Source organism: Chitinophaga sp. YIM B06452, assembly GCF_039655965.1.
Lineage (GTDB): Bacteria > Bacteroidota > Bacteroidia > Chitinophagales > Chitinophagaceae > Chitinophaga.
The window spans coordinates 294,666-321,562 of sequence record NZ_JAWLKY010000004.1; the positions used below are offsets into that span (position 1 = coordinate 294,666).

Annotated in this window: 23 protein-coding genes; 9 read left to right on the plus strand and 14 right to left on the minus strand. The window is 54.0% G+C overall.

Features of this window, described 5'->3' with window-relative positions; all coding sequences use genetic code 11:
• Positions 1-90 precede the first annotated feature (90 nt).
• From R3I13_RS21150 to R3I13_RS21165, 4 genes are all read left to right on the plus strand, one after another.
• Positions 91-2,913, plus strand: coding sequence for a TIM-barrel domain-containing protein (locus R3I13_RS21150; RefSeq protein WP_346319966.1), 2,823 nt, complete (start codon positions 91-93; stop codon positions 2,911-2,913).
• A 137-nt stretch (positions 2,914-3,050) separates the two neighbouring features.
• Positions 3,051-6,197, plus strand: a complete 3,147-nt coding sequence (locus tag R3I13_RS21155) for a TonB-dependent receptor (protein WP_346319967.1) — start codon at positions 3,051-3,053, stop codon at positions 6,195-6,197.
• 25 nt (positions 6,198-6,222) lie between these two features.
• Positions 6,223-7,800, plus strand: coding sequence for a RagB/SusD family nutrient uptake outer membrane protein (locus R3I13_RS21160; RefSeq protein ID WP_346319968.1), 1,578 nt, complete (start codon positions 6,223-6,225; stop codon positions 7,798-7,800).
• A gap of 146 nt (positions 7,801-7,946) precedes the next feature.
• The gene (locus R3I13_RS21165) at positions 7,947-9,677 is read left to right on the plus strand and encodes a glycoside hydrolase family 9 protein (RefSeq protein ID WP_346319969.1); all 1,731 of its coding nucleotides are present in this window, start codon (positions 7,947-7,949) and stop codon (positions 9,675-9,677) included.
• On the opposite strand, the gene R3I13_RS21170 is transcribed toward R3I13_RS21165, so the two are convergent.
• From R3I13_RS21170 to R3I13_RS21185, 4 genes are read right to left on the minus strand one after another with little or no spacing between them, the layout of a single operon-like run.
• Entirely contained in the window at positions 9,678-10,106 is a 429-nt protein-coding gene (locus tag R3I13_RS21170; RefSeq protein WP_346319970.1) for a hypothetical protein, read from the minus strand. It lies immediately after the preceding gene.
• A gap of 23 nt (positions 10,107-10,129) precedes the next feature.
• On the minus strand, positions 10,130-10,567 hold the full coding sequence (locus R3I13_RS21175) for a hypothetical protein (RefSeq protein WP_346319971.1): 438 nt from the start codon (positions 10,565-10,567) through the stop codon (positions 10,130-10,132).
• Positions 10,568-10,625: 58 nt separating this feature from the next.
• Positions 10,626-11,072 carry a hypothetical protein gene (locus tag R3I13_RS21180; RefSeq protein ID WP_346319972.1) on the minus strand — a complete coding sequence of 149 codons (447 nt, stop codon included), beginning with the start codon at positions 11,070-11,072 and terminating at the stop codon, positions 10,626-10,628.
• 36 nt (positions 11,073-11,108) lie between these two features.
• The gene (locus R3I13_RS21185; RefSeq protein WP_346319973.1) at positions 11,109-11,684 is read right to left on the minus strand and encodes a sigma-70 family RNA polymerase sigma factor; all 576 of its coding nucleotides are present in this window, start codon (positions 11,682-11,684) and stop codon (positions 11,109-11,111) included.
• 150 nt (positions 11,685-11,834) lie between these two features.
• On the opposite strand from R3I13_RS21185, the gene R3I13_RS21190 reads away from it, so the two are divergent.
• The 3 genes from R3I13_RS21190 to R3I13_RS21200 all read left to right on the plus strand — a co-directional run bounded on the left by R3I13_RS21190 (position 11,835) and on the right by R3I13_RS21200 (position 14,550).
• Positions 11,835-12,242 carry a hypothetical protein gene (locus tag R3I13_RS21190; protein WP_346319974.1) on the plus strand — a complete coding sequence of 136 codons (408 nt, stop codon included), beginning with the start codon at positions 11,835-11,837 and terminating at the stop codon, positions 12,240-12,242.
• A 130-nt stretch (positions 12,243-12,372) separates the two neighbouring features.
• The gene (locus R3I13_RS21195) at positions 12,373-13,368 is read left to right on the plus strand and encodes an ABC transporter ATP-binding protein (RefSeq protein ID WP_346319975.1); all 996 of its coding nucleotides are present in this window, start codon (positions 12,373-12,375) and stop codon (positions 13,366-13,368) included.
• Positions 13,369-13,407: 39 nt separating this feature from the next.
• Positions 13,408-14,550, plus strand: a complete 1,143-nt coding sequence (locus R3I13_RS21200; RefSeq protein ID WP_346319976.1) for a methionine aminotransferase — start codon at positions 13,408-13,410, stop codon at positions 14,548-14,550.
• Here R3I13_RS21200 and R3I13_RS21205 read toward each other — a convergent pair whose 3' ends face one another.
• The 7 genes from R3I13_RS21205 to R3I13_RS21235 all read right to left on the minus strand — a co-directional run bounded on the left by R3I13_RS21205 (position 14,551) and on the right by R3I13_RS21235 (position 20,181).
• Positions 14,551-15,435: an SMP-30/gluconolactonase/LRE family protein gene (locus R3I13_RS21205; protein ID WP_346319977.1), complete on the minus strand. Its 885-nt coding sequence runs from the start codon at positions 15,433-15,435 to the stop codon at positions 14,551-14,553.
• Positions 15,436-15,486: 51 nt separating this feature from the next.
• On the minus strand, positions 15,487-15,780 hold the full coding sequence (gene trxA / locus R3I13_RS21210; protein WP_346319978.1) for a thioredoxin: 294 nt from the start codon (positions 15,778-15,780) through the stop codon (positions 15,487-15,489).
• A gap of 8 nt (positions 15,781-15,788) precedes the next feature.
• Positions 15,789-16,304 carry a thioredoxin domain-containing protein gene (locus R3I13_RS21215; RefSeq protein ID WP_346319979.1) on the minus strand — a complete coding sequence of 172 codons (516 nt, stop codon included), beginning with the start codon at positions 16,302-16,304 and terminating at the stop codon, positions 15,789-15,791.
• 5 nt (positions 16,305-16,309) lie between these two features.
• Positions 16,310-16,774, minus strand: a complete 465-nt coding sequence (locus tag R3I13_RS21220; RefSeq protein WP_346319980.1) for a redoxin domain-containing protein — start codon at positions 16,772-16,774, stop codon at positions 16,310-16,312.
• Between the two features lie 111 nt (positions 16,775-16,885).
• Complete coding sequence (locus R3I13_RS21225; RefSeq protein WP_346319981.1) at positions 16,886-18,778, minus strand: gamma-glutamyltransferase; 1,893 nt, start codon at positions 18,776-18,778, stop codon at positions 16,886-16,888.
• Positions 18,779-18,855: 77 nt separating this feature from the next.
• The gene (locus R3I13_RS21230) at positions 18,856-19,725 is read right to left on the minus strand and encodes an acyl-CoA desaturase (RefSeq protein ID WP_346319982.1); all 870 of its coding nucleotides are present in this window, start codon (positions 19,723-19,725) and stop codon (positions 18,856-18,858) included.
• 267 nt (positions 19,726-19,992) lie between these two features.
• Entirely contained in the window at positions 19,993-20,181 is a 189-nt protein-coding gene (locus tag R3I13_RS21235) for a hypothetical protein (protein ID WP_346319983.1), read from the minus strand.
• 224 nt (positions 20,182-20,405) lie between these two features.
• Here R3I13_RS21235 and R3I13_RS21240 point away from each other — a divergent pair, with 224 nt between their 5' ends.
• The gene (locus R3I13_RS21240) at positions 20,406-22,544 is read left to right on the plus strand and encodes a catalase (RefSeq protein WP_346319984.1); all 2,139 of its coding nucleotides are present in this window, start codon (positions 20,406-20,408) and stop codon (positions 22,542-22,544) included.
• Positions 22,545-22,547: 3 nt separating this feature from the next.
• Here the strand turns inward: R3I13_RS21240 and R3I13_RS21245 are convergent, their stop codons facing one another.
• Entirely contained in the window at positions 22,548-23,555 is a 1,008-nt protein-coding gene (locus R3I13_RS21245) for an AraC family transcriptional regulator (RefSeq protein ID WP_346319985.1), read from the minus strand.
• A 118-nt stretch (positions 23,556-23,673) separates the two neighbouring features.
• Between R3I13_RS21245 and R3I13_RS21250 the strand changes: the two genes are divergently transcribed.
• Positions 23,674-24,651, plus strand: a complete 978-nt coding sequence (locus R3I13_RS21250; RefSeq protein WP_346319986.1) for a cytochrome c — start codon at positions 23,674-23,676, stop codon at positions 24,649-24,651.
• Positions 24,652-24,774: 123 nt separating this feature from the next.
• Here the strand turns inward: R3I13_RS21250 and R3I13_RS21255 are convergent, their stop codons facing one another.
• Both R3I13_RS21255 and R3I13_RS21260 read right to left on the minus strand, forming a co-directional pair.
• Positions 24,775-25,149, minus strand: coding sequence for a YccF domain-containing protein (locus tag R3I13_RS21255; protein ID WP_346319987.1), 375 nt, complete (start codon positions 25,147-25,149; stop codon positions 24,775-24,777).
• Between the two features lie 31 nt (positions 25,150-25,180).
• Entirely contained in the window at positions 25,181-26,818 is a 1,638-nt protein-coding gene (locus R3I13_RS21260; RefSeq protein WP_346319988.1) for an ankyrin repeat domain-containing protein, read from the minus strand.
• Positions 26,819-26,897 lie beyond the last annotated feature (79 nt).

Consider the following 26,897-nt stretch of genomic DNA (forward strand, 5'->3'; position numbering starts at 1 on the left):
GCTTGAGATCATCCACAGCAAATTTATTGAGAAACGAACGTTATGATATCCAGACAGATTCTTCGCACAGCATTATTTTCAATTTCATTTTTGTTATCCATTCACGTTTTTGCGGGCGACCCGGTAAGGTTTATCCGCGAAAAGGACGGGGTGACCGTATACCCGGAAGCGTACCTGTCGGGCAACGCGCGCGCCGTTAAATTGCAGGTGATCACAGACCGCATCATCCGCGTCACGGCTTCGCCGGAAAAAGAAATTTCCCCTCGCAAAAGCCTCATTACCGTTTACAGCGCGCCCTCCCCGGAATTCACCCTCACCGAGAGCCCGGACAAGATCGTACTGCAAACTTCCGCCCTCACCGCTACTATGACGCTGGCCACCGGGGCGGTCGCTTTCACCGATAAAAACGGCCGGCCGCTGCTGGCTGAAAGATCGCACAATGGCCGGGCCCTGCAACCCGCAGTGTTCGAAGGCCAGCCCGCATACGGCGTTACGCAGACCTTCGAAACCACCGAAGGCGATACATATTACGGCCTCGGCCAGCACCAGGATGATGTGTTCAACTACCAGGGCCGCCAGGTATTTCTTTTCCAGAACAATACCGAAGTAGCCGTGCCATTCCTGGTGAGCAGGAAAAACTACGGTATCCTCTGGGATAATTACTCGCTTACCAAAGTGGGCGACACGAGGGAGTACCTGCCGCTGAACAGGCTGAAACTCTTTTCCGCCAAAGGCGAGGCAGGATGGCTGACCGCTTCCTACAGCAATAACCATCTTCAACCCGGGAAAGTGGCTTTCACCCGCGCGGAATCCAACATCGACTATGCTTACCTGGACGATACCAAAAAACACCTGCCTGCGGAATTCACGATGAAAACCGGCATGCTCACCTGGGAAGGAAGCATTGCTTCAGACTTCGAAGGGCTGCATACCCTGCGCATGACCTACGGCGGTTACCTGAAAGTGTGGGTAGATGGTAAGTTGCTCGCCGATAAATGGCGGCAGGCCTGGAACCCGGGTACTGCGTTGATGGAGATCCATTTGCAGAAAGACAAAAAATATCCCATCAAAATATCCTGGGTGCCCGATGGCGATGCCTCGTACATCAGCGCCCGGTGGATCAATCCTGTTGCGGAAGAAGACCGCAACACCTTTACTTTTCAATCCGAAGCCGGCCGTATGCTCGATTATTATTTCATTCACGGCGATAATATGGACGAGGTGATAAGCGGCTACCGGCAGCTCACCGGCAAAGCGCCCATTGTGCCGAAATGGGCCATGGGCTTTTGGCAGAGCCGGGAAAGGTATAAAACGCAGCATGAATTATTGCAGGCAGTGGCCGAATACCGGAAAAGAAAACTCCCGCTGGACAATATCGTGCTGGACTGGAGTTATTGGAAAGAAGACGCCTGGGGCAGCCAGGAATTTGACCCGCAGCGTTTCCCTTCGCCGGACAGCATGATACAGGCGCTGCACAACCGCTACCACACGCATTTTATGATCTCGGTATGGCCCAAGTTCTACGAAGGCATTCCGGCCTACCGCGATTTTGACAAGCAGGGCTGGCTGTACAAGCGGAATATTGCGGACCGGCAGCGCGACTGGATAGGAAAGGGGTACGTGTCCACTTTCTATGATGCGTTCAATGACGAAGCGAAAAAAGGATTCTGGGAATTACTGAACCGGAAGCTGTATAGCAAAGGAGTAGACGCCTGGTGGATGGATGCCAGCGAGCCGGATGTATTGAGCAATGTGAGTCCTGAAAAGCGCAAAGAGCAGATGTCGCCCACCGCAAACGGCACCGCTGCCGAATACCTGAATGCCTACCCGCTTGAAAACGCGAAGGGCATTTACAACGGCCAGCGCAGCGCTGATCCCGGCAAGCGGGTGTTCCTGCTGACGCGTTCCGGGTTTGCAGGTTCGCAGCATTATGCGGCGGCCATCTGGAGCGGCGATATAGGGGCCAGGTGGGAAGATATGCGGACGCAGATCTCCGCGGGCCTGAACTTCTCCCTGTCCGGCATACCTTTCTGGACGATGGATATTGGCGGGTTTGCGGTGGAGCCGAGGTTTGAAAAACCATCCGCCAAAGACCTTGAAGAATGGCGGGAATTGCAGGCGCGGTGGTTCCAGTTTGGCGCGATGGTGCCGCTGTTTCGCTCCCATGGGCAGCTTCCGTTCAGGGAGATCTATAACATCTCGCCTGAAGGTCATCCTGCTTACAACAGCATGCGTTATTACAGCCAGCTGCGTTACCGGCTGATGCCTTACATCTATACACTGGCAGGAATGGCCTATCACCGCGATTACACCATCATGCGCGCGCTGGTCATGGATTTCCCGGGAGATGATGCGGTGAAGGAAACCGGCGATCAATTCATGTTCGGGTCCGCATTGCTCGTGAACCCGGTATACACCTACAAAGCGCGTGAGCGCGACGTATACCTGCCGGCGGGCCAGGGCTGGTACGACCTCTACACCGGCGCCTATCATGAAGGCGGGAAACATATCACCGCCAAAGCGCCGTACGAAACCATGCCGGTATTCGTGAAAGAAGGTTCCATTTTGCCTTCGGGGCCGGCATTGCAATACACCGCGCAGAAAAAAACGGATACGCTTACATTGTATGTCTATACCGGGAAAGACGGGTCTTTCACCTTGTATGAAGACGAGGATACCAATTACAATTATGAAAAAGGCGCTTTCAGCAATATACCGCTGACATATTCAGCATCAGACCGGAGCTTATTGATCGGGGAGAGGCAGGGCAGTTTTCTGGGTATGCTGCACAACCGCGTTTTCCGCATCATCTGGGTAAGCCGCAACGCCCCAAGGGCCTGGCTTCCGGATGCAGCGGCCGATGTGACCGTGCAGTATAACGGCGCGCCCGTAAAAGTTCGGGAAGCACAATAACCTGACTATTTATTTAATATCCAAAATCAAAAAAACGAGATGTTTATGGCAGTTCATTCCACGAAAGGGAAGCCCCCGGCTTCCTGAATCTACAGTTTCACGTTACCATTTCAATTAACCATCTAAATCGAAGCAAAATGTTCTTAAAATTACTCCCGGTGCTGCGGCAGCTGTCCGCACGCGCCATCCGGGCCATCCCGGTGCTGTTGCTGCTATGCTGGTCGGCAACCGTGATGGCGCAAAACACTAAAGTGACCGGCAAAATAACTGACGATAAAGGAGTGGCGCTGCCCGGCGCTTCCATTGGAGAGGAAGGTACGGGTAACGGCGTATTATCTGACGGGAACGGCAATTATTCCATCACCGTAAAACCCGGTGCCCGCCTCCTTGTTTCTTACATAGGTTTTGCAACCCAAACTATAACGGTGGATGGGAAGACCACCATCAATATCACTCTCCGCCCCGATGCAGACGCCAGTCTCAACGAAGTGGTGGTGATCGGTTACGGTACTGCGCGCAGGCGTGATGTGACGGGCGCCATCAATACCGTTACCACGAAAGATTTCGGGAACAACTCCGCCACCACGCCCAGCCAGTTGCTGCAGGGTAAAACGCCCGGCGTGCAGGTGCTCAACACCAGCGGCGTGCCAGGTAGTGGCGCCAATATCATCATCCGCGGGGTAGGTTCTTTCACGAACGTAAGCCCGCTGTATGTGATAGACGGCATACAGAGCGATGCCGGCCTTTTCAACGCCATCAACCCGCAGGATATTGAAAGCATCACCATCCTGAAAGACGCTGCATCCACCGCTATTTATGGTGCGGCTGCGGCCAACGGCGTGGTGCTGATCACCACTAAAAGAGCGAAAACGGGCGCACCTAAAGTATCCGTTACCAGCCAGTGGGGCTGGGCCAAACGCTCCAAAAAGCTGGATGTGCTGGATGCCGCGCAATACGCCGAACTGGCGAAAGATTACGCAGCAGCACAGGGCTCCACGCTTCCTGATAAATTCAATTCACCTGACATACTTGTTACCCGCACCGACTGGCAGGATGCCATCTTCCGTACCGGCGCGCTTTCCAACAATGCCGTGAGCGTAAGCGGCGGCACCGATCATGTGCTTTACAACGCTTCCTTCGGTTATATCGACCAGCAGGCCATCGTGCAGGATTATCGCTACCGCGCCATGAACTTCAGGATCTCCCTTGAAGAAAAGCTGGGCATATTCCGTTTTGGGCAGGCACTGAATGCACAATTCCTCAACAATAAAGGCAACCTCGCGGATGTTACGTCCGCGCTGTACATGCCTCCTTACTTCAGTATCTACGATCCCTCCCGACTGGGCGGCTACACGGCGGCCACCAACGTGCTGGACCTCAGCAATGCCGGTAACCCGCTCGTGAAAATAGGCAACACCAACACGGTGAACAGGAACTACATCCTGTATCCGCAGTTCTTCGGGGAAGTGAACATATTGAAGTCGCTGAAAGTGCGCTCGCAGATCGCATTGTCTATCGGCGGGAATAACCTTTCCGAATATCAGCAACCTTATATCGACGGGAACGACCTGGCTACCGGCCGCTCCGCCACCGAAGCGCAGAGCAGCTACAACTGGTACCTGCTGGAAAACTACGCCACGTGGAACCAATCCTTCGGCAAACACAATCTGGAACTGACCGTAGGCAATACCTACAAGGACAAAGGCCGTAGTTCCTTTGTGCGCGCGCAGGGAACGGGCATTGCCAACGACCAGGTGCAGAACATTTCCGTGGCGCTTACCAACACCGTTACCGGCGCGAATGTGGGCTATGGCAACAACAATGTTGGTATCTCCTACTTCGGCCGTGTGATGTACAACTTCAACGACCGTTACATCCTGACCGCCAGCCTCCGCCGCGATGGGTCCTCCGTGTTCGGCCCTGAAAACAAATTTGGTAATTTTCCCGGCGTGGGGCTTGCATGGAATGTGTCCAATGAAGAATTCATGCATAAAGTTGCATTGATCACCGACCTGAAACTGCGGGTGAGCTGGGGCAAAACCGGGAATAACAATATCGCCGCATTCCAGACCACGCCGACCACTTACAGCGGCAGCCCGACCGGCAACCTGGTGTACAGCTTCGGCCCGGGTGAAACATTTGTTTCAGGCACAACAGTCAATTCTATTCCCAATCCCGGGCTGAAGTGGGAAGAAACCGTGCAGACCAACGCAGGGTTCGATCTCGGCATGTTTGACAATAAACTGAACCTGAGCTTCGATTGGTATAACCGCAAGAACAACGACCTGCTGGTGCAGGTGCCTGTGCCCAATTCCACCGGGGCGGGCGGTGTGTCAGGCAGTCCTACTATTGCCAGCAATGCCGCTTCTGCGAAAAACACCGGCGTTGAATTCGCGGTAACATACCGTGCGCAGACCGCGGGCGGTTTTGGTTATAGCATCGGCGTGAACGGTGGATATAACAAAAATGAAGTGATATCCCTCGGTAACGAATTTTCCGCGCCCATCCGCGATGGTGCATTTAGTCAGAACAGCGCTGCAACCTACACTGCCAAAGGTTTCCCGATCGGTTCGTTTTACGGCAGGCTGGTAGATCATGTTGCCATCGACCAGGGCGATATTGATACCTACAACGAAATTGCCCGCAAAGCAACGAACGATCCCAATGCCGTGTACCAGGCCAACCTGAAGCCCGGTGATTTTATTTTCCGGGACATCAACGGCAACGGCTTCATAGACGACCAGGACATGACCGTGCTGGGCAACCCTATTCCCAAGTTCGTATTCGGCGGCACCATCAACCTGAGCTACCGCAACTTTGATTTCAACCTTGCGGCCGCGGGTGTTTCAGGATTAAAACTTTACAAAGAACAAAACTCCGTACTGCTTGGCACTTCAGCTTTGCATAACGTAAGTACTGATATGCTGAACCGTTGGCGGAAACCCGGCGACCGCGCGCCATTGCCGAGAGCGGGGCAGAACCAGACAGCCAATCTCCAGCCTTCTGATTTTTATATAGAAGACGGTTCATACCTGCGTGTGCGGATGATCACGCTGGGGTATACCTTCCCGCGTTCCATGCTGAATACCGCCACGAAAGGGGTGCTCAGCAGCGTGCGCCTGTACATATCCGCCGAAAACCTTATTACGCTTACAGGCTATAGCGGGTACGACCCGGAAATAAGCACGCCGTCCGGCTCCAGCTTCATTTTTGCGAGAGGCATAGACAGGGGCCAGCTGCCGCAGCCTAAAACTTTTTTAGTAGGTGTTCAGCTTGGCCTTTGATTCTTTCAGTTTTAAAAACGAACGTATGAAAAAGATACTTTCCATCATATTCGCCGCTGCTTTGCTGACAGGCAGCAGCTGCAAAAAATCCCGCCTGGACGTGGTGAACCCCGGCGCTTACGGATACGACAACTACTTCACCAGCGCGCCGCAGATCAATGAAGCACTGGTAGCATCGTACGCAACGCTGCTGCACCCTGGCCTCTGGAGCCGCGAATATTATTTTATCCTCGACCTGATGGGGAACGATGCCGAGCGCGACGCTCCCCTGCAGGGCGACATCCGGCCTATTTCAGATTATACTTTCACGCCTGCCAACAGCATCCTCACCAACCTATGGGCTTCGTTGTACAGGCTGGTGCTGCGTTCTAACGTGGTGATAGACCGCGCCGGCGTATGGAATCCCACCGCCGCGGCAGACCAGGCGCTGAAAAAACAATATACTGCCGAAGCGCGCTTCCTGCGGGCTTATGCGAATATGCAGCTGGTAACGTTGTGGGGAAGGGCGCCGCTGCGCAGCAGCTATTCAGAATCCACCACGGACCTCTATCCCAAACGCGCGGATGTTTCCGCCCTCTGGGCCGCTGTGGAAGCCGATCTCACCGCCGCTATCACAGACCTGCCGCTGCCTTCGGCCCAGGCTGCTGCCGACCTCGGGCGGGTGAACAAAGGGGCCGCCATTGCGCTGCTGGGCCGGGCATATCTCTATCAAAAGAAATGGGCCCAGGCGCAAACCACGCTGCTGCCGCTCACACAGGCGCCTTACACTTACGACCTTGCACCGGCGTACGACAACCTGTTCAGCACCAGCAACCAGGTGAACGTGGAAACCATTTTCCAGGTGATGCATGCCAAGTGGACAGACTGGGGCATCGGCAACCAGTACTACGTATTCGGCGGCCAGGAAACCTGGGGCGGTAAAGCCACCCACAGCGACCGTGCGCAGGAATATGGTTTCAACGACTGGCGCAACGTGTATGTGTCTGACGCATTGGTGAAAGCCTTTAAATATACCACACCGCAGGGCGCTCCTTACACAGACCCGCGGGCCGCGATGATCATGTACGGCGATGCTGCCAGCGGCGGCAAAACCACGTACTGCGATAAATGTCCCGGCGGCGCGGTGGCTTATCCCTTCGCACAAAGCCAGGGCGGTTACCGCTGGCGGAAATACGAGTATTACGAAGAAGTAGCCAGCTACGGCGGCCCTCAAAGCAGCATCAATTCGCAGGTGATCCGTTTTGCGGACGTGCTGCTGATGATCGCGGAAACATACATTCAAACCAACGCGCCCGAATCTGCCCGGCCATACATCAACCGTGTGCGCCAGCGCGTGGGCGCTTTCCAGTACGCCACGCTGGGCAGCCAGGCCGCAGCTATGCAGATACTCATGCGTGAACGGCAGATCGAGCTGGCCGGCGAGCAATCCCGCTACTTCGACCTGCTGCGCTGGGGCTTGCTAAAGCAGGTGCTGAACCCTGAATTGCAGGCGCAGTACGGCGCGGCCACTTTCCAGGACCGGAATGTATTGCTGCCGATCCCGCAGCAGGAAAAAGACACGAACCCGAACGTGGCCAACGACGTAGCCAACAGCTGGAATTAACCATATGGGGCCGTTTTAAAAGTAATTTGAAGGGCTTGAGAACTGCGTAAGCAAACTTTTCTCCACCAGGTACCCGGAAAAATTGGGTGAAAATTACTTTTAAGACGGCCTCATTTTTTCTATATTTCATAAACAGGATGGACACCATGAGATCAATCGCGCTAATGCTCCTGGCTTTACCTGCCGCGGCGCAACAACAGATACAGCTGAACCAGTCAGGCTTTTACCCGCTGGCGCCCAAAATTGCCGTTGTTACCGGGAAGGTTTCCGCAAAGGAATTTTTTGTACTCACCCGAAATGGTAAAGACACCGTGCTCAGCGGCGTGCTGGGCCCGCAACAGCATTCCGCCCATTCATCCACCCTTACCCGCATCGCGGATTTTTCTGCCCTTGCCAAAAAAGGCGAATACGTATTGCATGTTCCCGGTGCTGGCACTTCGTATCCTTTCCAGGTGTCGGCGGATGCGCTTAAACCCGTGGGGATCGGCAGCCTGAAAGGGTTTTATTACCAGCGCTCTGATCTCCCGCTGGAAGAAAAATACGCCGGCAAATGGCGCCGCGCCGCCGGACATCCTGACAATACCGTGCTGATCCATGCTTCCGCGGCCGACAGCAAGCGCCCTGCCGGCACCGTGATCGCTTCGCCGGGCGGATGGTACGATGCGGGCGATTACAATAAGTACATCGTGAACTCCGGCATTACCATGAGTTCGCTGCTTTCCGCATACGAAGACTTCCCGGAGTATTTCGCAACGCTCCGGACCAATATTCCCGAAAGCGCGGATGCGATCCCCGACATCCTCAACGAAGCCATGTATAATCTCCGCTGGATGCTCACCATGCAAGATCCTAACGACGGCGGCGTATATCATAAATGCACCAACGTCGCGTTCGATGGAATGGTGATGCCCGGTGTAACAAAGCTGCCGCGCTACGTGGTGCAGAAAAGTACCGCCGCTGCGCTGGATTTTGCGGCCGTCACCGCGCAGGCTGCGCGCATCATGGGGCCATTCAGTAAACCCCTGGCAGACAGCTGCCTGAAAGCTGCACAGATGGCCTGGCAATGGGCCGAAAAACATCCTGCCGTGCTGTACGATCAGCCTGCCATGAACAAACAATACCAGCCCGCAATCTCCACTGGTACCTACGGTGATAATGACGTGCGTGATGAATGGAGCTGGGCCGCCGCTGAAATGTTCGCCACTACCAGGGATGAAAAATATTACGCAGTATTCCGCCGAAGCCTGCAGGACAGTGTGTATCTGCCGGCCTGGCGGAATGTAGCCATGCAGGGGTATTACACGATCCTCCGCACATCGGCCGGGTTGCCCGGTGCCGTGCAGCCGGATATAAACATCATCAAAGAGCGGGTGCTGCGCATGGCCGGCGAATACATCCGCAAACAGCCGCAGAGTGCTTTCCGTACGGTCATGGGCCAGTCGCGCCGCGACTTCAGCTGGGGTGGAAGTTCTGTAGCGGCCAACCAGGGTATATTGTTAGTATATGCTTACCGCCTTACAAAAGATAAAACCTACCTTGATGCCGCGCTCAGTAATATGGATTACCTGCTGGGCCGCAATGCTACCGGTTATTCCTTCCTCACCGGTTTCGGCAGCAGGCATACGATGCATCCACATCACCGCCCGTCCATTGCGGACGGTGTTGCGGAACCTATACCAGGCCTGCTTTCAGGGGGGCCGAACCCGGGGATGCAGGATAGCTGCCATTATGAACATACCGAACCTGAAACCGCCTATTCAGACACTGCTTGTTCCTATGCTTCCAATGAGATCGCCATCAATTGGAATGCGCCGCTCGCGTACCTTGCCAATGCCCTGGAGGCGTTGAAGAAAGAGGCTGCATACGTGGAAAAATGATCATTTTTTCTTTGTCGCGGTGGTAGATTGCCCTCCTTTTGTAAGCTGAAGGAAGATCACCTGTCCGTAGCTGTCCATTTCAAACTGGGCGAGGATCTCTTTATCAGGCACATAGAACTGGTGCTGCCCGGTGCGCACCATCAGGTGTTTGTTGCCGCTTTTGGGTATGCCATATAGCTTTCCTTCTTCCAGGATGATATCCAGGTCTGGGTCGTCCGGTATCAGGTAAGTGCCGGTGTATGCCGCCAGCATTCTTAGGGAATCCGGCTGCGCGGGCTGCTCCGGCAGGCTGTCGCGGTGCGTCGCAATGGTGGCGGATTGAATGGTTGCAGGCCGGGCAGACGTATTGCCAATGGCAAAAGCGCCGGTCACGAAACAGATGGCAAAGCAATGCCAGGCCCCGGAAGGCAATAAAGATCGGAGTTGCATGTATTAAGAATTAAGCGTGAATATTAAGGTTGCCCGTTGTATTTGAGGTACAGGAAATAGGCGAGATAACTCAATGCGGTGCTGAATGCCATGATGGCCAGCGAATGTATATCCAGCGGCAGCGTATAATACACGGCAGTAAGCCCTATGCCTGTGCCGGCAAGCATCAAACACCATTTAAGCGCCTGGGCGCGGAGGTCGCGGTTGACGGGCTGAAGAAATTGCTCAGCTACTTTGTCCGTCACGCCCTTGTCTACCAGCTTCGACCGCAAACGGTGATCCAGCGCGGTCCTGATAATATGCAATATGAAAGCGCCCACAAGGTACATCGCCAGGATGGTGGCGGGAATGGAAATGAACTGGCTGCTGATCCGCCGGTTGTCCGGCAGGTGGTAATACTCCTGCGCAAAAAGCGCTACAGGAGCCAGTATGGCTATCGTCATTACAAAAAACTTCTTCATTGGGTGAGGGTTTATGATCCTTTTATTTTGTGCTTGTTGTTATTCCTTCAGTGCCTGGTCAATAATATTCCAGCCGCGTCATTTTCTGCCGGTGCGAACTGAACAGATCCGCTGCCAGCACTACCAGCAGTGTGAGCGCAGCAGGACCGAGGCAGTACAGCAGGTAGGGGACGGACGGGTCAGCTATCCCGCTGAGATATTCCCTGAAATACCAGCCCGCGCCCCCAAGCGCCAGCAAGCTGCCGGCGATGACCACTAATACCGGGACCAGTACTGGCCGTGCTTTTGCCCGCGCCGGCAGTTGCGGCAGCACCAGTTCTTTCACCTCAAAATCAAACGTGGCCACGGGCATTTCTTCCAGGGCTGAAAACATCCGCGCATACGATTCCGCCATCGCCCTGCATGTTTCACATTCATGAATATGCGCCACCACGAGTGGATCTTCATGCGTTCCGTTGAGCGCATACGCCTGGATAATTTCTTCGGTTAAATGAACACTACGCATAATGTTGCTTTAATTGATCAGAATAGTTTCGGATAATCATTTCTCCTCCCGCTTCGTATCCTTTTCCCCGTAATACTCCGCCAGCTGCTCTTTCAGGGCTTTTCTCGCCCTAAACAGGTAACTCTTCACCGTGCCCGGCGGCATGCCGGTGATCTCGCCGATCTCTTCATAACTCAATTCCTCCTGGTGATACAAAGTGATCATGGTGCGGTATATTGGTTGCAGCTTATCCATTCCTGACTGTAAAATGCCCGCCAGCTCTTTGCGGTGCACCACATCGTCCGCCAAACCGTTGCCTGGCCTGTCTACCAGCTCCCCAGGGTACAGCAACTTCTTCTTCCGCAGGTAATCCATGCAGGTATTGTAACTGATCTGCGCGATCCAGGTAGACAGTTTCGAAGCATGTTTGAACACTGCCAGGTTCCGGTATGCCTTCAGGTAGATCTCCTGCGCCAGGTCCTTCCGGTCTTCCACATTGCTCACCATCCGGCAAACGATCTGTCCCACCAGCTTTTCAGTATCACGGATAATAATCCCGAAAGCCTGGGCGTCGCCGCTCAGCGCTTTGTGAACCAGTTGCTTGTCAGCCAGTTTATCGGGATCTGTGTACATTGACCTATTTGACGGGTATGGGTGGATAATGTTGCAGTTTGATGAAAATAAATTTTAAACGCGGATTTGTCGCATTTTGCCCCCTTATTTGACACGCCCGGCCCGGCTTTTTTCCTTTTTTGTCCTGAAATTTGTTTAAAATCCTGCCATATGGAAATCCGCGAAATGCAGATCGAAAAAGACATTCCCGTTTTCTACGTGAAAGCTCAATCCATGGCCGCCATCTGGGGCGCGTTCAGCAGCCTTCACACGAGCCTCGAAGATGCGCATGAACGGGCATCATACGGCGTTACCGAAATGGTAGATGGCGAACTGACCTACAAAGCCTGCGCAGCCTTGTTTTCCCCGGACGAAGCCGGGGAGATCGACCTTCCCGTATGCCACATCCCCGCCGGCAAATACCTCTTCATGAAAATACAACCCTTCGGCCCGCAGATGCAGAACTTCCCGCAATTCTTCCAGGCGCTGCTGGACCATCCCATGGCCCGGCCCGGTGCCATCGGCATTGAGCATTACAAAACAATGGATACAGCCATCCTGGCGGTACAGGCACGCTGAATTTGCATAAGGCTTTCCCGCCATATGCAGAATTTCAATAAACCCTTCCTGCTTCCCCGCAAATGTATTTTCTTTGATACCTGGTAAATGGAACGCACTTTGCAGTAGCGCCCCCGCCAATGATATCAATATGCATTTATTACAGGTTTCCGATATATACAGGAAGGATCAGCTGGGATTTGAACTGAAACCCATTTCCTTTACGCAGCAAAAGTTCCAGAAACTAGCCATAGCAGGGGCTTCCGGCTCAGGCAAAAGCACGTTGCTGCGCATCATCGCGGGATGGATACAACCGGATGGGGGAACAGTGCTGTTTGAAGGGAAAAAAGTGAAAGGCCCGGCAGAACAGCTCATCGCCGGCCACCCGCAGATCGCCTACCTCTCACAGCACTACGAGCTGCGGAATAATTACCGCGTGGAAGAGCTGCTTTCCTACGCCAATAAACTCACGCAGGAACAGGCGGGCCGCCTTTTCGAGATATGCAGGATCGGCCACCTCGTGAAACGTAAAACTGACCAGCTTTCCGGCGGAGAAAAACAACGCATTTCCCTCGCCAGGCTGCTGCTCACCATGCCCAGCCTGTTGCTGCTGGACGAGCCCTTTTCCAACCTCGACCTCATTCATACCCGCATCCTTAAAGATGTGATACAGGACCTCGGGCAGGAACTCAATATCACCTGCCTGCTCGTTTCCCACGATCCAGACGACATCCTGCCCTGGGCAGATGAAGTGCTGATCATGAAAGACGGCGCCATCGTGCAGCAGGGGCCGCCCGCGCAGGTATACCGCCAGCCGCAGAACGAATACGTGGCCGGGCTGTTGGGCGCCTACCATCTTTTCACGCCGGAAAAAGCAAAGGTCTTTTCCCTTATGCCGGGCATTACCGCGAATGGTAAAAGTCTTTTCGTAAGGCCCGAACAGTTCCGCCTCGTGCGCGAAGGCGGCGATGCGCTCAAAGGCCGCGTGAAGGCCGTGTATTTCGGCGGCAGCTACAACGATGTGGAGGTGGAAGTGCCGGGCAATATCATCCGCGTGAGAACCACCGCCGGCAACTATAAAAGCGGGGACGCGGTGTTTGTTTCGCTGCCGTCTAAAGGCATCTGGTACATGCCGGTTGCGGAATAACGGCGCTTTTGTTTATTTTGATCTTCAAATTTCAACATCTTGAACCTTACCTCGAAGCTGCCGAGCTCAGGCACCACTATTTTCAGCGTGATGAGCGCGCTGGCGGCGGAACATAAATCGGTGAACCTCGGCCAGGGTTTTCCCGATTACCCGATGAACCAGGAGCTGATCGCGAAAGTGAACGAAGCCATGTACCAGGGGTTCAATCAATACGCCCCCATGCAGGGCTACCTGCCGCTGCGCGAAGTGCTGGCACAGAAAGTGCAGTTCCTCTACGGCACCGCCATTGATCCAGACAGCCAGATCACCATCACGCCCGGCGGCACTTATGGCATTTATACTTCGCTCACTACGGTGCTGCAGCCCGGCGATGAAGTGATCATTTTTGAACCGGCGTACGACAGCTACGTGCCCAATGTGCTGGTAAACGGTGCGGTGCCTGTGCTGATAGACCTGCAATTCCCTGAATACAGGATCAACTGGGAAGAAGTGCGGGCAAAGATCACCCCGCGCACCCGCATGATCATGCTCAACACGCCGCACAATCCCACGGGTTCGGTATTAAGTGAAAACGATATCGTTGAGTTGAGAAGAACGGTGGAAGGCACCGGCATCTTCATCCTGAGCGATGAAGTGTATGAGCATCTTATCTACGACAACATTCCCCACCAAAGCATCCTGCGCTATCCTGACCTGCTGGAAAGAAGCTTCGTGTCTTTTTCATTCGGAAAGCTGTATCACTGCACCGGCTGGAAGCTGGGCTATTGCATCAGCTCGCCCGCGCTGATGAAGGAATTCAGGAAAGTGCACCAATACAACTGCTTCTCCTGCCACAGCCCTTCGCAGGTGGCGCTGGCGGAGTTCCTGCAAAACAGGGATTCGTACCTGCAGCTCAGCAGTTTCATGCAGGCAAAGCGCGACCGCTTCCACAGCCTGATGGCGGGCACGCGTTTTACGCCAATGCCCAGCTACGGCAGCTATTTCCAATGTTACCAATATCACCGCATCAGCGAAGAAAGTGATCACGAGTTTGCCGTGCGGCTCACGAAGGATTTTGGCGTAACGCCGGTGCCCGTGTCGGCATTCTACCAAAATGGCACCGATCACAAAGTGATCCGCTTTTGTTTTGCGAAGAAGGATGAAACGCTGGAAAAAGCCGCGGAGCTGCTGATGAAGGTCTAGTTATTCAATTCCTCTTACTTTCATTTTAAGCGTGTATACGGCCACACCGGCTGTAATGAAGAGCACGTCCCTGTTCTCTCCGCCGAAACACGCATTGGCTGTCCATTTTTCAGGTACGGGTATCTGCGCGATCTGTTTGCCCCCGGGATCGAATACGGAGATGCCGTTGCCGCAGATGTAGAGGTTGCCGCGCTCGTCCAGCGTAATGCCGTCGCCGCCTTTGCTGGTGAAGAGGATGCGGTTGGCGAGGGAGCCATTGGGTTGTATCTCGTAACGGTAGGTTTTGTTATCCCCGATATCCGCCACGAAAAGATATTTCCCATCCGCAGAGCCCACTATGCCATTGGGTTTCACGATATCGTCCGCCACTGCTACCGGTTCTTTTTCCCCTGGCGCGAGGCAATATACGCGCATGGCTTCAATATCCGGCTTTTGCCTTTCCCAGTATTTGCGCTGGTAGTAAGGGTCTGTGAAATAAATATTGCCATTGGGGTGGATCCAGAGGTCGTTCGGGCCATTGAGCTTCTGCCCCTTGAAGTTCGTCATCAATACGGTGGGCCTGCCTTTGCGGTTAAAGGACCATAGCTCGTTCTGCTCATCCGCACAGGCAATGATGCGCCCTTTTTTATCGACGTACAGGCCGTTGGAACGGCCGCTTTGGGAGGCGAATTCGGTGAGCTTGCCGCTGGTATGATAGATCCAGATGCGGTCGTTGGGCTGGTCGGTGAAATAAACATTGCCTTTTTTATCCCGGGCAGGTCCTTCGGTGAAGCTGAACTGGCTGGATACAAGGGTTACCTGCGCATTGTCTGCAACCAGGGATTGCAGTGAATCGGACTGTGCCTGCACGGAAAGCGAAAGCAGCATTAAGGCAGCTATTTTCATGTGGAATCTCTGTTTCCGTTCAAGATAGTAAAAAAAGCATGCAAAGCATAGCTATACGGATTGCAGCTGCCGCAACAGGCTGTTTTTGTCGGTAGTGCCCGCGTGCCGCCATACGATCTGCCCTTTCCGGAAAATGATGAACGTCGGCACGGCGCTTACGTTGAACTGCTGGGCTGCCGCCTGGTTCTTGTCTATGTTCACTTTCACCACGCGGGCTTTGCCTTCTACCGCTTTGGCTACTTCTTTGATCACGGGCGTCATGGCGTGGCAGGGCTGGCACCAGTCTGCGTAGAAGTCCACCAGCACCGGCTGGTCGGATTGAATAAGGTCGTTGAATGCTCCCATGGCTCTTATTATTTTTGAAGGGCGGCCATGATGGAATCCCGGTCGTGGCTGCCGTTGTATCGTATTTCGTTGATAAAAAACGTGGGCGTACCGTTCACCCCGCTGCGCACGCCGCTCTCAAAGTCTTCTTCCACTTTTTCTTCCAGCGCGCGGTCGTTGATGTCTTTTTCAAACTGCTCCATATCCAGCCCAATGATTGTGCCGAATTCCCACAGGGCTTCCACGCTGAGCAAAGCCTGGTTTTCGAATATCTTATGATGCATGGGCCAGAATTTCCTTTGCCTGGCTGCGGCCTCGGAGGCAATGGCGGCGGAAAGGGCCAGTGGATGGGCGGTGGCCAGTGGGAAGTGCCTGTAAACGAAACGCAGGTCATGGCCCAGCTCGCGCACGATATCTTCTATGATAGGATATGCCTCGCCGCAATGCGGGCACTGGAAATCGCCGTATTCCACGAGAGATACGGGAGCGTTGGCATGGCCTCTTATATGATCCTGCTTGCCGATAGGGGGCTTGAGTTTAGACATCGGGTTTATTTTTTGGCGTTGATCTTCCCGAGCGCATCCAGGATACCATCTGCTCCGGGGTTCACAGATACCGGCGAGAGGTAATTCCAGCGGACGATACCGTCTGCATCCAGCACGTATAGTGAACGGAGGCTCTGGCCTTCCTGGTCGTCGTAAGATTCATAGGCCTTTGCGATGGCGCCTTTCGGCTCAAAATCGGCCAGCAGCGGGAAGTGCAGGTTGCGGCTTTGCATATAGGCCTGGTGGCACCATTTGCTGTCTACCGAAATACCCACGATAGCCGCGTTCTGCTTGCGGAACAATTGCAGCATTTCGTTGTAAAGCGTCATCTGGTCGCCGCAAACCGGGCTCCAGTCTGCCGGGTAAAATGCCAGTATGAGATTCTTCCCGGAAAAGTCCTGTAATGAATACTGCTGGTCTGGGGTGGAGTGAAGCCGGAAATCCGGCGCTGCGCTTCCGATCGGTAACATGCCACAAGATTTTAATGCTGCAATGAGGTTTTTCGAATACTGTAAATGTACGAGCAAAAACCGTGCGCGCCGTCCGGCGGCATTGTATTAACAACCAGGATACGTTGTACATCACCACCCGATACCGTAATCTTCCCCGTGATTGCTGCTGCCGCCCCAGATGCTGCCATGCAGCCTGTCCAGGAAAATGGCGTTGATGGGCCCGCTGCTGCGCGGCGTGAAGCTGAGGGTATAACCCATCTTCTGAAGAGCGGCGCGGGTACTTTCGGGCGTATTGCTGTTCAGCAGCAGGCTGCCGGGCTTGGGCATGCGGTCTTTCAGCGAAGTGCCGCCAAGGCTCAGCCACAGCTGGTTGCTGTTGATATTCGGGGCTTCGGTGGCCTGTTGCACCGTCATCCCGAATTCCACCATGTTGAGGAAAAATTGCAGCAGGTTCTGGTCCTGTGTGTCTCCACCCTGTACTGCGAAAGAAATGTAAGGCTTGCCATTTTTCAGTGCCATGGAAGGCGTGAGCGTAACGCGTGGCCGCTTGCCGGGAGCTACTACGTTGAAGGGGCTGAGCGCAGAATCGAGCACAAAGCTCTGGAGCCGCTGGCTCATGCCTACGCCTGTGCGGCCTGCAATGCAGGCGGGCAGCCATCCGCCGCTGGGTGTGATAGATACCACCCAGCCTTCTTTATCAGCGGCTTCCACGCTGGTAGTGCCGCGCCAGAGACGATCTGTATAAGCGCTGTCTGCCTGGCGCATATACGCCACGGCGTCGTGCCTGGGCACGAAGATCTCGTTCTTTTTTTCGAGGGTGGTGTCGGCGTATGCTCTTCTTTGTTCCAGCAGCCGCAGCAAGGGATTCTTCTTTCCTTCAAAAGGGTAGGGGTCGCCCGGCCCTGCGCCTGCATCGTTGTGCTTGCGGTTGATCTGCGCAGCGCGCTGTTTTGCGTATTCCTTGCTCAGCAAACCTTTGATGGGCGTGCGGGAGAAATAAGGATCGCCATAATAAAAATCACGGTCGGCAAAAGTGAGGTTCAGCACCTGGTACAGCGTGTGAATGTATTCGGGGGAGTTGAAGCCCATCTTTTTCAGGTCAAAATTCTCCAGGATGTTGAGGCCCTGGAGCAGCATGGGCCCTTGCGTCCATTCCTGGAGCTTGTATACTTCTATGCCTTTGTAGTTCACATGCAGGGGCTCTTCTTCGATGGGTTTCCACCTTGCAAGATCTTCCAGGGTAATGAGCCCGCCCTGTTCCTGGCAGCCCCGCACGAATTCTTTCGCAATATCTCCTTTGTAGAACCGGTTATAAGCAGCCATGATGGCTTCTTTCCGGGTCTTTTTATTTTTCAGTGCCTGCTGTTCGGCTTCCACCATTTTGCTGAGGGTGGCCAGCAGGTCTTTCTGCACGAATATTTCACCGGCCTCCGGCGCTTCTCTTTTTTCCCCGGGATGTGTGAGAAAAACGTTTTTGCTGTACGGCCACTGTTTGATGTGATCTTTGCCGCGCTCAATGGCGTTGGCGGTCTGCGCTTCTATCGGGTAGCCGGCGGCCATTTCCATGGCGGGCGCGAGCACTTCTTTGAGGCTCATGGTGCCGTATTCAGCCAGCATGTGGCAGATGCCGCCGGGCGTGCCGGGCGTTACCGCGGCCAGCGGACCATATTCCGGCGGGAAGTTATAGCCTTTGCCTTTGAAAAAAGCCGGTGTGGCGCCGGTAGGCGCAACGCCCAGGGCATTGATGGCGATCACTTTACCTGTTTTTGGATTGTAGATCAGCGCCTGTGTTTCCCCTCCCCAGCTGAGTACGTCCCACATGGTGCAGGTCGCTGCAAGCATGGCGCAGGCAGCGTCTACGGCGTTGCCGCCTTTCTGGAATATCATGGCGCCGGCGGTAGCGGCCAGCGGTTTGCCGGTAACGGCCATCCAGTGTTTGCCGTGCAGCGGCGGTTTCTGTGTCTGCTGCGCAAACCCGGCAGCTGCCAGCAGCAGGAATAGGGGGAGGAAGATTCGTTGCATAGGTCTAAATTAATAAAAAAGGAAGCGCGGAACAGCATATGCCGTTCCGCGCTTCCTGTAAATATCGTGCCTGGGGATTACCCGAGCTTATTGCTTTCTTTCACTTTCACCGGTACACCCCTGATGTCCCATACAATGCCCATCCAGCCGAGCATGCGGATGATGTAATAGGTGATGTCTATTTCCCACCAGTAGAATCCCTGCCGGGCGGCGCTTTGGTAGTAATGGTGATTGTTGTGCCAGCCTTCGCCGAGGGTAACCAGCGCCAGCACCAGGCTGTTCTTGGATTCGTCGCCGGTTTTATAACGCGGGCGGCCCCATTTGTGCATCAGCGAATTGATGGTGAAAGTGCCGTGAAACAGCAGGATGGTGCTCAGGAAAAAACCGATGAACAGGGTGGAAAGCCCTGCAGACCAGTCGAACCATCCCGTTCCGTTCACTTTGTTGCCGATGAAATATACTATCACGGCCAGCACCAGCGGCGGCACGAAATGATATTTATTGAGCCAGAACAGCTCTTTGTGTTTCATGTCCTTGATAAGGTCGTAACGCGTTTCTTTATGCTCCTGGTCCATGATCCAGCCGATGTGCGCATGCCAGAAACCATATATTTTAGCCGAATGCGGGTCTTCTTCGGTATCGCTGTGCTTGTGATGCACGCGGTGATTGGCAGCCCACCACAGCACGCCTTTCTGGAAACTGCTCTGCGCGCCGCAGGCCAGTATGAACTGGAAAAAGCGCGAGGTCTTGAACGAACGGTGCGAAAAATAACGATGATAACCGCCGGTTACGAAAAACATCCTTACAAAATAAAGCACTGCGCAAACGATCCAGTCAAACAGCCTCACGTGCGTAAAAAATGCGAGGAAAGGAACCAGGTGTATCCCGATGAAATCCAGCTCATGCAGCCAGTTAATTCCTTTGTTCGGTTTAAGGGTAGTATTCATTGCCCAAAAGTAATGGACGTTTTTAAAAAGACCAATGATTTATATCAATGTTAATATAGATAAGATATATAGATTTAACATTGCTTTAACGTATGGTGTATCCGGCGGACCGTGCGCCAGGGCATAGCCTATAACGGCAACGGGTATACAAAACCGGCAGCGGTCTTTTCATTGGATTTTACATTTCTTATAAACTGAAAACGGCTCCTGTTATTGCGGTAACATGGAGCCGTTTAGCATATATGTAGGAGTTGAGATGTAAAACGTTTAGGCAAGAGACTCCTGGGCTTTGCCGCTCATCTTTTTTGCTTTGTGATTCATTTTGTGATAAGCGTTCCTTGCTGCGTCTTTTACATCATTCAACGCCTGGTCGGCACGGTGGCGGTTCTTCATATACCAGAAAACGCCTGCTGCGGCTGTGCCTAATACGGATGCTGCAATGATTATCTTTCTCATGACTATGATGATTTAGTACGTGAAATAACAAACAATGCGCGTGCCAAATTGAGCGCCATATTCTGAAAAAAATGCGCTGGGTAGATAATTCCACACCTTTTGTTCCCGACTGTCCGGCTAAAACCTTTCCCCTCGCGGAATGCAACAGCAGTAAGGCTTTGGCGCACTGATTGCGCCTATTTCCCGTGATATACTATCCTTCTAAATAATTACAAATCACGGTTATGGCAAATCAGCAAAATGGGAACAGCAAAGACCCTAAAAAACAACAGTTGGAAGAATATACCGAAGAATCTACCGGCCAGTTTCTCACCACGAACCAGGGAGTTAAGGTAAACGATGATCAGAACACGCTGAAAGCAGGAGACAGGGGGCCTTCGCTCCTGGAAGATTTTATCATGCGCGAAAAGATCACGCATTTCGACCATGAGCGCATACCCGAGCGCATTGTGCATGCAAGAGACTCCGCCGCGCATGGCGTGTTTAAAGTGTATGATAATAAGATGAGCAAATATACACGCGCTGCATTTCTTACCAATTCATCGCTGGAAACGCCTGTGTTCGTGCGCTTTTCCACCGTTGCAGGCTCGCGCGGGTCAACAGACCTTGCCAGGGACGTGCGCGGTTTTGCCGTGAAGTTTTATACGGACGAAGGCAACTTCGACCTGGTGGGCAACAACATGCCCGTGTTTTTCATACAGGACGCTATTAAGTTCCCGGACCTCGTACACGCCGTGAAACCTGAACCGAATAATGAAATGCCCCAGGCTGCCAGCGCGCATGATACCTTCTGGGACTTCATTTCCCTGATGCCCGAATCTGCCCACATGATCATGTGGCTGATGAGCGACCGCGCCATTCCCCGCAGCTACCGCATGATGGAAGGTTTCGGCGTGCATACCTTCAGGCTGGTGAATGCGAAAGGCGTTTCCACCTTCGTGAAATTCCACTGGAAGCCATTGCTGGGCGTGCATGCTGTAGCGTGGGACGAAGCACAGAAAATATCCGGGAAAGACCCGGACTTTCACCGCCGCGATCTTTGGGAGGCAATCGAAAGTGGTCATTTCCCTGAGTATGAGCTGGGCGTGCAGTTAGTGCCCGAAGAAGACGAACATAAATTTGAATTCGACCTGCTGGACCCGACGAAGATCATACCGGAGGAGCTGGTGCCGGTGCAGAGAATAGGCAAGATGACGCTGAACCGTAATCCCGACAACTTCTTTGCGGAAACGGAGCAAGCCGCGTTTCACCCCGGCCACATTGTGCCGGGCATCGATTTTACGAACGACCCGCTGTTGCAGGGAAGGCTGTTTTCCTATACAGATACGCAGCTGATACGCCTTGGCGGCCCCAATTTCCACGAAATACCCATTAACCGCACCGTGGCGCCGATGCACAACAACCAGCGCGACGGCTTCATGCGCCAGGAGATCAACCGCGGCAGGACCAGCTACCAGCCCAACTCGCTGGGCGGCGGTTGCCCGTTCCAGGCCAAGATGGTGGAAGGCGGTTATAATTCTTTTTCGGAAAGGGTAGACGCACATAAAGTGCGCGGCCGCAGCAAGAGCTTCTTCGATCATTTCAGCCAGGCCACGCTTTTTTACAACAGCCAGTCCGGGGCGGAGAAGGCCCATCTCGAAGATGCACTGAGCTTTGAACTGGGCAAAGTGCAAACCGTGGAAGTAAGGCAAAGGATGGTAGGAATTCTTACACAGATCGATGTAGGGCTGGCCACGAAAGTGGCAGATGCACTGGGCCTGCAGGTGCCGGCACGGCCCGAACATCCTGTCAATCACAGTATCCCGGCGGATGGCAACCCGCAGGACTTCCAACCTGTAAAAGTCAAAAGTTCCATTACCGCTTCCACGGCACTGAGCATGGCCAATACGCTGAAAGACACGATCAGGAGCCGCAAGGTGGCCATACTGGCAGCAGACGGCGTGAACGCAGCGAATGTGGAAGCCATGCGCAGCGCATTGCTTGCAGCCGGCGCCGTTGGAGAGATCATTGCACCCAAGCTGGGTACGGTGGAAGGCGACACAGGTAAAGAGTTGCCGGTAAAGAACAGCTTTCTCACCGCTGCATCCGTGTTGTACGACGCAGTATACCTGCCCGGCGGAACGGCTGCACTGGCGGGAAATGGAGACGCGCTGCATTTCCTGAATGAAGCATACCGTCACTGCAAACCCATCGCTATAGACGCGGATGCGCTTGATGTAAGACGATCTACCTGGTTTGGAGAAGGCGAAACACCGGGCGTTTTCACCGGCAACGCCATCGGCAAGCTGGCGGAAAGTTTTATGGAAGGCATGAAGCAGCACCGTTTCTGGGAAAGAGAAAAGATGGGGAAGGTGCCGGCATAAGATCTATTTTATTTTTTCCTTGGCCGCTTTGGGCAGCAGCCCCGTCCAATTTTTGAAAGCGCGGCGGAAGCTGGTGTGGTCCGCATATCCCAGCAGCACGGCTATTTCGTTTACATTTTTATTATCGCTTTCCATGAGGGCCAGCGCGAGTTCCTTGCGCAGGCTGCTGCAAATGGCGCGGTAACTGCTGTTTTCTTCCGCCAGCCTCCGCTGGAAGGTGCGCGTGTTCATGCCCAGGTGCGAGGCGGCTACGTCTACCGGCGGGGTTTGGCCTTTGAAATCCGTCAACAGTGCCAGGCGCAGCTCTTCAGAAAATGTTTTGCGCGCGGACAATTTTTTCTGCTTTTCAGTAAGCATGCTGTTAAAAAGCGCGAAGAGCGATTGATCGTGGCTGGTTACCGGCACATCGAGTACGGACCGGTGAAAGGCAATGCCGTCGCGGGGGGCGTTGAATACCAGCTCGCACTGCAGTACACGCTGGTATTCCGTGACGTGCTTTTTGCCGCAGGTAAACAATGCTTTTACCACCGGCGCGGGTTTGCCGGTGAGTATCTGAAAAGTGCGCAGGGCCGATGATTTGCCTATGTCTGCCGCCTGCTGTGCGCTGCTGGGGTATTTGCTCCACCAGAGCGGCATGGGTTCCATGAAAAGATACACCAGGTCGCCTTCATATTCCAGGGAATAACGTAAGACGGTGGAGAAGGTGTCGTTGAAGCTGCATACGGCCTGCATGACCTCGCCGAAATTGCTGCATGACTGCAGCAGGTAGCCGATCATGCCGTAGCCCGTGGGGCGGGATTCCTGGCCGATATGCAGGCCGATCAGCTCGTCTCCCGTCATTTCCACAATATGATCCCAGAGGTAAGGTGAATATTCCCAGTGCACCATTCTTTCCGCATCGCTGAGTTCCTGGGGTGTAACGCCCGCCTTCCGGCAGAGCTGGTGGAAATTGGCGCCATGAGAAGCGGCGCCGTAAATGAGGTCCCTGATAATGGAAAGCTGGAATTCCATGGCGTCAAAAGCATTGAATTTGTCGCAAAATACATCATTTGCCCGCCCGTAAACCATCTACTTTTGTTCCCGGTGGCCGAATTGAGTAAAAACGCCTCCGAAACCCCAAAAATCCTGCATGATGAAGCGATTTTTTAAATGGGTGCTCAGGGTATTCCTGGGCATAGCGACCCTTATTCTTCTATTGATCCTGTACATCCAGCTTACCTACAAGCGGAAATTTGACGCTTTGCCCACTGGCATCAAGGCCAGTACAGATTCCGCGGTGATAGCCCGCGGAGAATATCTTGTGATGGGCCCGGCGCATTGCTGGGCCTGCCATACGCCCGGCGCTCACGAGAACCTGCAGGAAGCCCCTTCCGGCGGCATGTCTGGCGGTCTTGAAATAAAACTTCCCTTCGGCACGCTCTACGCGCCCAACATCACCAACGACGCAGCCACGGGCATCGGCACGTATACAGATGAAATGCTGGCCCGCGCCATCCGCTTTAACGTAAAACACGACCGCACTGCGCTGGTCCCTTTTATGACCTACAACGGTATGAGCGACGAGGACCTTACCGCCGTGATCTCGTACCTGCGCAGCACCAAACCGGTGGTGCACGAAGTGCCGCAGCACGATCTTAATGTGTTGGGTAAAGGCGTGATGCGTTTCCTGATGAAAAGTTATGAGCATGCAACCCCGCCGCCTGCGGCTTTGCGGCCGGATACTTCCGCGGAGTATGGGAAATACCTGGCCATAAACGTCGCGAATTGCCACGGTTGCCATACCAACCGCGACAAGAGCAGTGGCCAGTTCATTGGAACGCCTTTTGCCGGCGGCTACGAAATGCCCACCAAAAGCGGCACATTCACTTCGGCCAACCTCACGCCGCATCCGGCAACAGGTGTGCTTGCGAAATGGAGCGCGGGCGATTTTGTGCAGCGTTTCCGGGCAGGTGCGGCATATCCCGAAAGTCCCATGCCCTGGAAGGCTTTCCAGGAAATGACGGACAACGATCTGAAAGCATTGTATTATTTCCTCAGGTCAATAGAACCCGCAGAGCAGAGGGTGACTGCGTTCAGGCCGAAATTGGCAGAGGGGGAAAAGGAATAGCTACCTGCCTGTTTTTTATTTCAATATAACCTTAACGGCTATACGGTGGGTGTTTCCAGGTACTTTCCCGGAAGGAATAGTGGTAAGCGTGATAAGTAACCTTAACGGCTATACGTGTAAATCTCAGGCGCTGTAGAGTTCTTTTCCGAAAGGGGTGAAAGTAAGCGTAAGCAGCTTGAAATGCTGTCGGGCAAGGGGTATGCCGATGATCGTGATGGCCAGCAACAGGCCGAAGAGCAAATGTCCCAGCGCGATCCAGATGCCGCCGCAGAATATCCAGAGGATATTCATCACTGTCGCCAGGCAGCCGGAAGAGCCGGGTATTTCACGCACCTGCGTGCCGAACGGCATCAGCGTAAGTATCCCGATCTTGAATAATTGCAGTCCAAACGGGATGCCGATAATGGTAAGGCAAAGCGCGAGCCCGCCGATCATATACCCGACAAATGTGAAGAAGCCGCCGAAGATCAGCCAGATGATGTTACCTAAAAGATTCATAGGGATAAATGTAACAAAAAAAGCCGCTGTGTTATACCCCCTTGTTATGACCGGCAAGCTGCGCTGCCACTTCAGTATGCCCTCTTCGTTCTGCCCATGCCAGCGGGCGCGCCCAGGCATGCTCTTGCGGCAGGCCGGGGTTTGCCCCCTTCCCCAGCAGGAATTCCACCATCTCTTTATGGCCGTGCTTCGCGGCGTAACCTAAGGGCGTAGTGGAATTTTCTTCATCCAAAGCATTCACATCCGCGCCGTGCTCTATGAAACTGGCCGCATTTTCAAGATCGTTGTTGCCTGCGAACTTGTGCAGCGGTGTAATGCCCAGCCAGCTGCGGTGGTTGGCATCCATACCCTGGCTGAAGAGGTAATCTCTCAGTTCTTTGCTCTGCACCGCTTCCTGCGGCCCGCGGCTGCTAACGCCAACGGCAATACGTTTTGCAAGGTTGGGCTGATAGCGGAGCATGAGCTTTACGAATAATTCATGCCCTTCACTGGCTGCATTTTCCAGTGCATTTACATTGTCGGCCAGCGAGGGTTTGGCGGCGAACATGGCGGCGGCGGTTAGCAGGTCGTTGTAATAAGCCAGCAAATGCACGTTGCGGTATGCGCCGTAGGAGCAGAGCAACGCTATCATCGGCTTGTTGTCGCGGTGGATGGCGGCTGAAAGGGTGTCTGCCGAGCTTTCGATTTCCACGTTGGGATGCGCGCCGTATTGCAGCAACAGTTTAACGGTTTCCATATCCCCGTTGATCACGGCGGAATGCAGGGCATGGCCTTTCGGGGCTATGCCTGGCTCGGGGAGGTTCGGGTCTGCCCCGCGCTCCAGCAGCAGCTTTACGATCTCGCGGTGCCCGCCTGAAGCAGCGTTGTTGATGGCGGAGCCGGAACCCTGGTAATAGGTCACGTAATCGGAGAGGCGGTTTACGAGGGAAGGATCTTCATCGAGCAGCTGGCGCACGCGGTTGATGTCGCCGGTGAGGCTGGCCATATAGATGTCCACGTTCGCACCTTTGCTCACCAGCAGCTGGTAGATATCTTTGGGGGTAGCTGGATTATCGGCGGGCACATCGCGCCATCCCCGAAAGCCGTAATCGCCGTTGCACAGCTGGATCGGGCGTGCGCCGTCGAAACGCCGGGCATGAATATCGGCCCCGCGTTCCAGCAATAATTCGATCATTTCAGGCTGGCGTGTCATGACGGCCCAGTGGATGGGCTGGTTCGTATGTTCATCGGGCGCATGCAGCAGCTGCGGGTTTGCATCCAGCATTGCTTTAACTTTTACCAGGTCTCTTTCTTTGATTGCTGCCGCAATTTTTTGCCCTTCGGGATGGATGTGCTGCCCCATTGCTTTCTCCAGCAGGGCCTGAATTTCAGTGAAACCGCGGTCTTTTGCCATTTGCCACAGCGTATCCGATGTCCCGGAATTCACAGGATTGGCGCCCTTTTCCAGCAGGAACTTTACGGCTTCCACACGGTTTTCTTTCACGGCAAAATACATCGGGCCGCGGTAATCATAATCACAGGAAACCAGCTTCGGATCGCGGACAAGGAGGGACTGAAGGGCAGGCAGGTCGCCGGCAGCGGCCGCCTGGAACATGTTCCATACGTCGGTGCCTGTGCCATAAGACCATACGAGCGGTTCGTTTTTGCTGAGTGCTTCAGGGCGCGTCATACAATAGCATTTAGGGGTGGGGGAGATGATTAAGGTAATAAATTCCACCGGTATTTTCGAGGGATGGGTGTTATTTTTG

Coding starts and splice junctions, on each gene's coding strand:
- R3I13_RS21155 (WP_346319967.1), top strand. CDS start 3,051: ATGTTCTTAAAATTACTCCCGGTGCTGCGGCAGCTGTCCGCACGCGCC.
- R3I13_RS21160 (WP_346319968.1), top strand. CDS start 6,223: ATGAAAAAGATACTTTCCATCATATTCGCCGCTGCTTTGCTGACAGGC.
- R3I13_RS21165 (WP_346319969.1), top strand. CDS start 7,947: ATGAGATCAATCGCGCTAATGCTCCTGGCTTTACCTGCCGCGGCGCAA.
- R3I13_RS21170 (WP_346319970.1), bottom strand. CDS start 10,106: ATGCAACTCCGATCTTTATTGCCTTCCGGGGCCTGGCATTGCTTTGCC.
- R3I13_RS21175 (WP_346319971.1), bottom strand. CDS start 10,567: ATGAAGAAGTTTTTTGTAATGACGATAGCCATACTGGCTCCTGTAGCG.
- R3I13_RS21180 (WP_346319972.1), bottom strand. CDS start 11,072: ATGCGTAGTGTTCATTTAACCGAAGAAATTATCCAGGCGTATGCGCTC.
- R3I13_RS21185 (WP_346319973.1), bottom strand. CDS start 11,684: ATGTACACAGATCCCGATAAACTGGCTGACAAGCAACTGGTTCACAAA.
- R3I13_RS21190 (WP_346319974.1), top strand. CDS start 11,835: ATGGAAATCCGCGAAATGCAGATCGAAAAAGACATTCCCGTTTTCTAC.
- R3I13_RS21195 (WP_346319975.1), top strand. CDS start 12,373: ATGCATTTATTACAGGTTTCCGATATATACAGGAAGGATCAGCTGGGA.
- R3I13_RS21205 (WP_346319977.1), bottom strand. CDS start 15,435: ATGAAAATAGCTGCCTTAATGCTGCTTTCGCTTTCCGTGCAGGCACAG.
- trxA (WP_346319978.1), bottom strand. CDS start 15,780: ATGGGAGCATTCAACGACCTTATTCAATCCGACCAGCCGGTGCTGGTG.
- R3I13_RS21215 (WP_346319979.1), bottom strand. CDS start 16,304: ATGTCTAAACTCAAGCCCCCTATCGGCAAGCAGGATCATATAAGAGGC.
- R3I13_RS21220 (WP_346319980.1), bottom strand. CDS start 16,774: ATGTTACCGATCGGAAGCGCAGCGCCGGATTTCCGGCTTCACTCCACC.
- R3I13_RS21225 (WP_346319981.1), bottom strand. CDS start 18,778: ATGCAACGAATCTTCCTCCCCCTATTCCTGCTGCTGGCAGCTGCCGGG.
- R3I13_RS21230 (WP_346319982.1), bottom strand. CDS start 19,725: ATGAATACTACCCTTAAACCGAACAAAGGAATTAACTGGCTGCATGAG.
- R3I13_RS21235 (WP_346319983.1), bottom strand. CDS start 20,181: ATGAGAAAGATAATCATTGCAGCATCCGTATTAGGCACAGCCGCAGCA.
- R3I13_RS21240 (WP_346319984.1), top strand. CDS start 20,406: ATGGCAAATCAGCAAAATGGGAACAGCAAAGACCCTAAAAAACAACAG.
- R3I13_RS21245 (WP_346319985.1), bottom strand. CDS start 23,555: ATGGAATTCCAGCTTTCCATTATCAGGGACCTCATTTACGGCGCCGCT.
- R3I13_RS21250 (WP_346319986.1), top strand. CDS start 23,674: ATGATGAAGCGATTTTTTAAATGGGTGCTCAGGGTATTCCTGGGCATA.
- R3I13_RS21255 (WP_346319987.1), bottom strand. CDS start 25,149: ATGAATCTTTTAGGTAACATCATCTGGCTGATCTTCGGCGGCTTCTTC.
- R3I13_RS21260 (WP_346319988.1), bottom strand. CDS start 26,818: ATGACGCGCCCTGAAGCACTCAGCAAAAACGAACCGCTCGTATGGTCT.